The sequence below is a fragment of the Achromobacter sp. genome, assembly GCF_057314935.1.
Genome location: NZ_DBHKZA010000010.1, coordinates 24,078 through 31,023 on the forward strand (window position 1 = coordinate 24,078; position 6,946 = coordinate 31,023).

The 6,946-nt window shown below is 66.8% G+C and carries 8 protein-coding genes; 6 read left to right on the forward strand and 2 right to left on the reverse strand.

The genetic code is table 11. From position 1 onward, the window contains the following. Window positions 1-629: LysR family transcriptional regulator (locus tag ACO6D5_RS05530; protein WP_485824813.1), on the reverse strand; the 629-nt coding region annotated here is incomplete at its 3' end. Between the two features lie 140 nt (window positions 630-769). Between ACO6D5_RS05530 and ACO6D5_RS05535 the strand changes: the two genes are divergently transcribed. Continuing rightward, window positions 770-1,387, forward strand: coding sequence for a nitroreductase family protein (locus tag ACO6D5_RS05535; RefSeq protein ID WP_485824814.1), 618 nt, complete (start codon window positions 770-772; stop codon window positions 1,385-1,387). 19 nt (window positions 1,388-1,406) lie between these two features. After that, the gene (locus ACO6D5_RS05540; RefSeq protein WP_485824815.1) at window positions 1,407-2,288 is read left to right on the forward strand and encodes an EamA family transporter; all 882 of its coding nucleotides are present in this window, start codon (window positions 1,407-1,409) and stop codon (window positions 2,286-2,288) included. A 15-nt stretch (window positions 2,289-2,303) separates the two neighbouring features. On the opposite strand, the gene ACO6D5_RS05545 is transcribed toward ACO6D5_RS05540, so the two are convergent. Continuing rightward, a complete protein-coding gene (locus ACO6D5_RS05545) occupies window positions 2,304-2,978 on the reverse strand; it encodes an FCD domain-containing protein (RefSeq protein WP_315526231.1) in 675 nt (224 codons plus the stop codon). Window positions 2,979-3,192: 214 nt separating this feature from the next. On the opposite strand from ACO6D5_RS05545, the gene ACO6D5_RS05550 reads away from it, so the two are divergent. From ACO6D5_RS05550 to ACO6D5_RS05565, 4 genes are all read left to right on the forward strand, one after another. Next, window positions 3,193-3,888: an alpha/beta fold hydrolase gene (locus ACO6D5_RS05550; RefSeq protein ID WP_315526228.1), complete on the forward strand. Its 696-nt coding sequence runs from the start codon at window positions 3,193-3,195 to the stop codon at window positions 3,886-3,888. 301 nt (window positions 3,889-4,189) lie between these two features. Beyond that, window positions 4,190-5,626, forward strand: a complete 1,437-nt coding sequence (locus tag ACO6D5_RS05555) for a cytochrome ubiquinol oxidase subunit I (protein ID WP_485824816.1) — start codon at window positions 4,190-4,192, stop codon at window positions 5,624-5,626. Between the two features lie 4 nt (window positions 5,627-5,630). Continuing rightward, window positions 5,631-6,638 carry a cytochrome d ubiquinol oxidase subunit II gene (gene cydB, locus ACO6D5_RS05560; RefSeq protein ID WP_485824817.1) on the forward strand — a complete coding sequence of 336 codons (1,008 nt, stop codon included), beginning with the start codon at window positions 5,631-5,633 and terminating at the stop codon, window positions 6,636-6,638. Window positions 6,639-6,646: 8 nt separating this feature from the next. Further along, entirely contained in the window at window positions 6,647-6,790 is a 144-nt protein-coding gene (locus ACO6D5_RS05565) for a DUF2474 family protein (protein WP_315526335.1), read from the forward strand. Window positions 6,791-6,946 lie beyond the last annotated feature (156 nt).

Here is a 6,946-nt window from a genome sequence, read left to right on the forward strand (position 1 = left end):
GTCTGCCCCGCGCGCGTGAAGACCCATTCATCGGCGTGGCCCGACAACGTGAACTGCACGCGCTCCATGCCCCGCACCGCCTCGGGCGACGCCGGCACGCCCACGCGCCGGAAGTAAGACGGCGCCCCGCACAGTACGTGATCCAGCGTCATCAGCTTTCGGGCCACCAGGCTGGAGTCTTCCAGCCGGTCGGTGCCGCGGATCGCCAGATCGAAACCTTCCTTCACGATGTCGACGCGCCGGTCTTCCAGGTTCAGGTCCAGCGACACCTGTGGATAGCGTTCCAGGAATGCGGGGACGGCGGGGCAGATGCGAAGCAGGCTCAACGACATCGGTGCGCTGACGCGCAAGAGCCCCGCGGGTTCGCGCTGCATGGGGCCCAGCGATTGTTCGGCCTCTTGCAGATCGTCCAGGATGCGGGCGACCTGCTCGTAATAGCGCGTGCCGGCTTCCGTCAGGCTCATGCGGCGGGTCGTGCGGTTCAGCAGCCGCGCCGCGACATGGCGTTCGAGCTCGGCGATGTTCTTGCTGACGGCGGCGGGCGACAAACCCAACTGGCGCGACGCGGACGCGAATCCGCCCTGCTCCACGACCTGCCTGAACACCCTCAGCGCCGTCAGATGATCCATTGATTGTTCACCTACAGTGAATGATATTGCGAACGGAATGGATATTATCATATCCCGGAGATTCAATTAGCCTGTGGGCATGGATCCGGCAACGCGTAGATGCCGCCGCCAACACCCCTACCGATTGGATGACCCACACCATGAGCCACCCGCTGACCGACGCCATCGCCGCCCGCAATTCCGCCAACTTCTTCGACCCGGCCCGCGGCCTGGAAGACGCCCATATCCACACGCTGATTTCCTGGGCGACCCGGGCGCCCACCGCCTTCAACCTGCAGAACTGGCGCTTCATCGCCGTGCGCAGCGACGCCGGCAAACGGCGCCTGCGCGAATTGGCCTGGAACCAACCCAAAGTCACCGACGCCGCCGTGACGTTCATCGTGGTGGGCGTGCTGCCCCAGGCCGCCTGGACGGCCGATCGCCTGCAGCCGTCCGTCGCGGCCGGCTTCATGCCCGCCGGCATGATCCCGGCCTGGGAGGCCGCCGCCAGCCAGCTCTACACCGACGCGCCGCAGACCCAGCGGGACGAAGCCGTGCGCAGCGCCACGTTCGGCGCGTCCACCCTGATGCTGGCAGGCCAGGCGCAAGGGCTGTCCGCAAGCCCCATGACCGGCTTCGACCCGGCGGGCGTAGCCGACGCGTTCGGCTTGCGGGCCGACGAAGTGCCGGTCATGCTGGTCGCCATGGGTTACGCCACGCCGGCCAATTGGCCGCAGAAGCCGCGGCGCCCGGTATCCGACGTGCTTGAGCTGGCTTGAGCCAAACGGGAGCGCCCTCATGAGCCGCAGTTCCGATCTTCTGCTGACCGCCCTGGCGCCCGCCATCTGGGGCAGCACCTACGTCGTCACCACCTTGATGCTGCCAGCGGACTATCCGCTGACCGTCGCCATGCTGCGTGCGCTACCCGCCGGCATCCTGCTTCTGCTGGCCGTGCGCCAGTTGCCGCAGGGCGTCTGGTGGCTGCGGGCATTCATCCTGGGCGCACTGAATTTCTCGGTGTTCTGGGCGCTGTTGTTCGTTGCCGCGTACCGCCTGCCCGGCGGCGTGGCCGCCACCTTGGGCGCAGTCCAGCCGCTGGTGGTGATCCTGCTGGCCCGCGCGCTGCTGGGTTCGCCGATCCGCAGCCTGTCCGTGGTGGCGGCGCTAAGCGGCCTGGCAGGCGTCGCGCTGCTGGTGCTGACGCCCAAGGCCACGCTGGATCCGGTGGGCATCGCCGCCGGCCTGGCCAGCGCCGCGTCCATGGCGCTGGGCACCGTGCTTAGCCGCCGCTGGCAGCCGCCCGTGTCCGCGCTGACCTTCACCTCCTGGCAATTGACCGCTGGCGGCATCCTGCTGCTCCCCGTGGCGCTGCTTGCCGAACCCGCCTTGCCGCCGCTGACCGCCCTGAACGTGACGGGCCTGGCCTATCTGGGGCTGATCGGCGCCGCGCTGACCTATGTGCTGTGGTTCCGCGGCGTCTCGAAGCTGGAACCGGCGGTGGTGTCGTCATTGGGCTTTCTCAGCCCGATTTCGGCCGTGCTGCTGGGCTGGGGCGTGCTGGGCCAAAGCCTCACCGCCGCGCAATTGGCCGGCATGGCGATCGTGGTGGCCAGCGTGTGGCTGAGCCAGCGCGCCCAGCGGCTGCCGGCCGCGCCGCTGGCCGCCCGGCCGACCCCTTGACCGGCCGCGCCTGCGTCAGCCGTCTTGCCGCATGCGGTGCATGGCGACGAGGTTCTTCCTGGTCTCGAGGATGTGCGCTTGAACGAGGCTTGCCGCCAACTCGCCGTCCTGCTTGCGGCAGGCTTCCAGGATGCGATGGTGGTCCCCCTGCGGGCGGTCCATGCCCACGGCCTGCGACATCGACTCGTACGTGTAGCGGGCCGTGTTCAGGCCGTATTCCTCGATCAGCCGGCGCAGGCGCGTGTTGTTCGCCGGGGCGCACAAGGCCAGGTGGAAACGGCGTATCGCGTCCACCCGATCCGGCACGGAATCCGCTTCGTCGTAGGCGCGCAGCAGGGCTTCCAGGGCCTCCAGGTCGGCCCGCGCCATGTTCGGCACGGCGGCGCGCACCGCATAGCCTTCCAGCGCGATACGGATATCCAGCAATTCGCAGATCTGATCCACGTCCATGCGGATGACGACCGCCCCCCGGTTCAGGGGGTACGCCACCAGGCCCTCCGTTTCCAGTTGACGCAGCGCCTCGCGCACCGGGATGCGGCTGGCCTGGAAACGGGCGGCCAGTTCATCTTGCTTGAGCGGCGTGCCCGCAGGCAAGGCGCCGGTCAAGATATCGAAACGCAGCTGATCGCGGATCCGGTGCGGCAACGCCTGGGCTGGACTGGGCGAGCCCTTCTTCTGGGTAATGCTCATGACGATCGGGTGTCTCTACGGCGATGGGCGGGGGCCTGCGCCAATGTGGATGGTTGCTCCGGCGGGCGGGCCCCCATCGTAGCCTAGCGGGCAACGCTGGCGATTGCACAGCGCCTATTGGCATTCGCAAGCCCGCGCCGCGATAGCGAAATTTGATGATGCGGCGCACGCTTCCCGGGCATGATCGTTGCTCTTGCCCCACTGGAGACACATCATGAGCAGCAAACCCAGCATCATCCTGGTCCACGGCTTCTGGGGCGGCGCGGCCCATTGGGCCCGCGTCATCCTGGAACTGTCGCGCAAGGGCTACCAGGATCTGCACGCCGTAGACATGCCGTTGACCTCCCTGGCGGATGACGCGGAACGCACGCGCAAGATGATCGCGCAGCAGAAGGGCCCCGTCCTGCTGGTGGGCCACTCCTATGGCGGCGCCGTCATCAGCGTAGCCGGCAACGCGCCGAACGTCGCAGGCCTGGTCTATATCGCCGCATTCGCCCCGGACGCCGGCGAAAGCCCCGGCGGTATCACGCAGGAACACCTGCCCGCCGCCGCCCCCCATCTGGCCCCCGATAGCGACGGCTACCTGTGGGTCCGGGCGGACAAATTCCACGAGAGCTTCTGCCAGGACCTGCCGGCCGATGAAGGGCTGGTCATGGGCATTACCCAGAAGGCGCCGCTGGCGAGCACCTTCGGCGACACCGTCGCCACGCCCGCTTGGCGCAACAAGCCGTCGTGGTACCAGATATCCAGCCAGGACCGCATGATCGCCCCCGAAAACCAGACCCGGATGGCCAACCGGATGCAAGCCCGCAAGGTGATCACGCTGGATGCCAGCCATGCCTCGCTTGCGTCACGCGCGGCGCAAGTCGCCGCCTTGATCGACGAGGCCGCGCAAGCCTGCGCAAGCTAATCGTGCGGAAAGGGAAGGCCTGCCTTCCCTTCGCGACCGGACCAGGGGACGCACCCCGCTATCTGTACTGTCTTTTTTGTAACGCAAGCCAATCTAAAAAAACTGAGCTGCCAGCTTTTCCCCTATGAGGGAACGCGGTAGCACACGGTTTTGCCCAATCTGATCCGCTTTTTTTCGCATATTCTGAATCTGTACCAATCAGCGCACATATCCTAACTTCGTGGTGCAGGTTCAACACCCGTCTGCGCATGCCGTCTTGTGACGGAACCCTCGCGCCGGCGACGAAGTCAGGAAGACCGCTATGGATAGCGACGCGCTATTGCTTGCCCGAATACAGTTCGGCTTCACCATTTCTTTTCACATCGTTTTCCCCGCCATCACCATCGGCCTGGCCAGCTATCTGGCCGTACTGGAAGGCCTGTGGCTGCGAACGCAGAAAACCGTCTATCGCGACCTCTACCATTTCTGGACCAAGATCTTCGCCGTCAACTTCGGCATGGGCGTGGTGTCCGGCCTGGTGATGGCCTATCAGTTCGGGACGAACTGGAGCTTCTTCTCCGATTTTGCCGGCAGCGTCACCGGACCGCTGCTGGCCTATGAAGTGCTGACCGCCTTCTTCCTGGAAGCCGGCTTCCTGGGCGTCATGCTGTTCGGCTGGTCGCGCGTAGGGCCGGGCCTGCACTTTTTCTCGACCATCATGGTGGCGCTGGGCACACTGGTGTCGGCCACCTGGATCCTGGCCTCCAACAGCTGGATGCAGACGCCCGCCGGCTACGAAATCCTGGACGGCCGCGTGGTGCCCACCGATTGGCTGGCCGTGATCTTCAACCCCTCGTTCCCGTACCGCCTGGCGCACATGGGCATCGCCGCTTTCCTGGCCACCGCGCTGATGGTCGGCGCCTCCGGCGCCTGGCACCTGCTGCGCGGTGACCGCAGCCCGGCCGTGAAGAAGATGTTTGCGATGGCGATGGGCATGCTGCTGCTGGTTGCGCCCCTGCAAGCGGTGGTAGGCGATATCCACGGGCTGAACACCCTCAAGCACCAGCCCGCCAAGATCGCCGCCATCGAAGGCCATTGGGAAAACGAGCCGGGCGCGGGCGTGCCGCTGACGCTGTTCGGCATTCCCGACATGGAGCGCGAAGAAACACGCTTTGCATTGAACGTGCCGCGGCTGGGCAGCCTGATCCTCACGCATAGCTGGGACGGCCAGTTCCCCGGACTGAAGTCGTACCCGCCCGAAGACCGGCCCAACGCGACCGTGGTGTTCTGGTCGTTCCGCATCATGGCCGGGCTGGGCACGCTGATGATCCTGCTGGCGGGCTGGGCGCTGTGGACCCGCTGGCGCGGCCGCCTGTATGAATCGCGCGCGCTGCAGCGGTTCGCGCTGTGGATGGGGCCGTCGGGCATCATCGCGATGCTGGCCGGCTGGTATGTCACCGAGATTGGCCGCCAGCCCTGGATCGTCTATGGCGTGATGCGCACGGCGGATGCGGCCACGCCGCACGGCCTGGGTGAGCTGACGCTGACACTTGCCCTGTTCGTGGTCGTCTACCTGCTGGTGTTCGGTGCCGGCGTGTCGTACATGCTGCGGCTGATCCGCATGGGCCCCAGCCCCGCGCCGGGCCACGCGCCGTTGTCCGGCGGGCCGGGCGAACCGCGCCAGCCGTCGCGCCCGCTGTCCGCCGCGTCCACCCTGGCGGGCACCGAACCCGCGCAACGCAAGCATTCAGGAGTCTGAGGCCATGGGCATCGATCTTGCACTGATATGGGCCGTCATCATCCTGTTCGGCGTGATGATGTATGTGGTGATGGATGGCTTCGACCTGGGCATCGGCATCCTCTTTCCGCTGATCCGCGACCGCGACGAACGCGACGTCATGGTCAACACCGTGGCGCCCGTCTGGGACGGCAACGAGACCTGGCTGGTGCTGGGCGGCGCAGGCCTGATGGCGGCGTTTCCGCTTGCGTACTCCGTCATTCTCAGCGCGCTGCACCTGCCGCTGGTCTTCATGCTGCTGGGCCTGATCTTTCGCGGCGTGGCGTTCGAGTTCCGTTTCAAGGCCGACGAGCACCACCGCCCGCTGTGGGACCGCGCCTTCGTGTTCGGCTCGGTGTGCGCGACCTTCTTCCAGGGCGTGACGCTGGGCGCCTACATCGAAGGCATCCCGGTCGTCGACCGCGCCTACCAGGGCGGCGCCTGGGATTGGATCAGCCCGTTCTCGATCTTCACGGGCCTGGGGCTGTTGGCGGGTTACGCGCTGCTGGGCTGCACCTGGTTGATCATGAAGACCGAGGGCCGCCTGCACCGCCACATGTGCGACATCGCCCGGCCGCTGACGCTGGCGCTGCTGGCCGTCATCGCCGTGCTCAGCATCTGGACGCCCCTTGCGCAGCCGCAGATCGCCCAGCGCTGGTTCAGCCTGCCCAACATGTTCTGGTTCTTCCCGGTGCCGGTGCTGGTGGCGGCCGCCGGCTTCGATCTGATGCGCCGCGTGCGCGGCATGCCCGCCGCCGGGCCCTTCATGCTGTCGCTGTGCCTGGTGTTCCTGGCCTACAGCGGCCTGGGCATCAGCATCTGGCCCGCCATCATCCCACCTGACGTGTCGATCTGGACCGCAGCTGCGCCACCGCAAAGCCTGGGCTTCGCATTGGTGGGAGCCTTGCTGATCATTCCCATTATCCTGATGTACACCGCCTGGTCGTACTACGTCTTCCGCGGCAAGGTCCGCACTGGCGAGGAGTTCCACTGATGAATGCGATGCACCGCCCCGCTCACCCGCTGCCGTCATGGCGCAGCCGTCTGTTGTGGCTGGCGCTGATCTGGGCAGGCAGCGTCGCCGCGCTGGGCCTGACCGCCTACGCGCTGCGCCTGATCATGCGCGCCATCGGGATGTCACTGTGAAGGGAGCGCCCCCACGCTGCACACGCTGCGCGTGCTTGCTGCCCCCCGAGGGGGCGCTTTTTGCCTTGGGGCGGCCCGGCGGCAAAAAGGGCCCCCACGCCGCACACGCTGCGCGTGCTTGCTGCCCCCCGAGGGGGCGCTTTTTGCCTTGGGGCG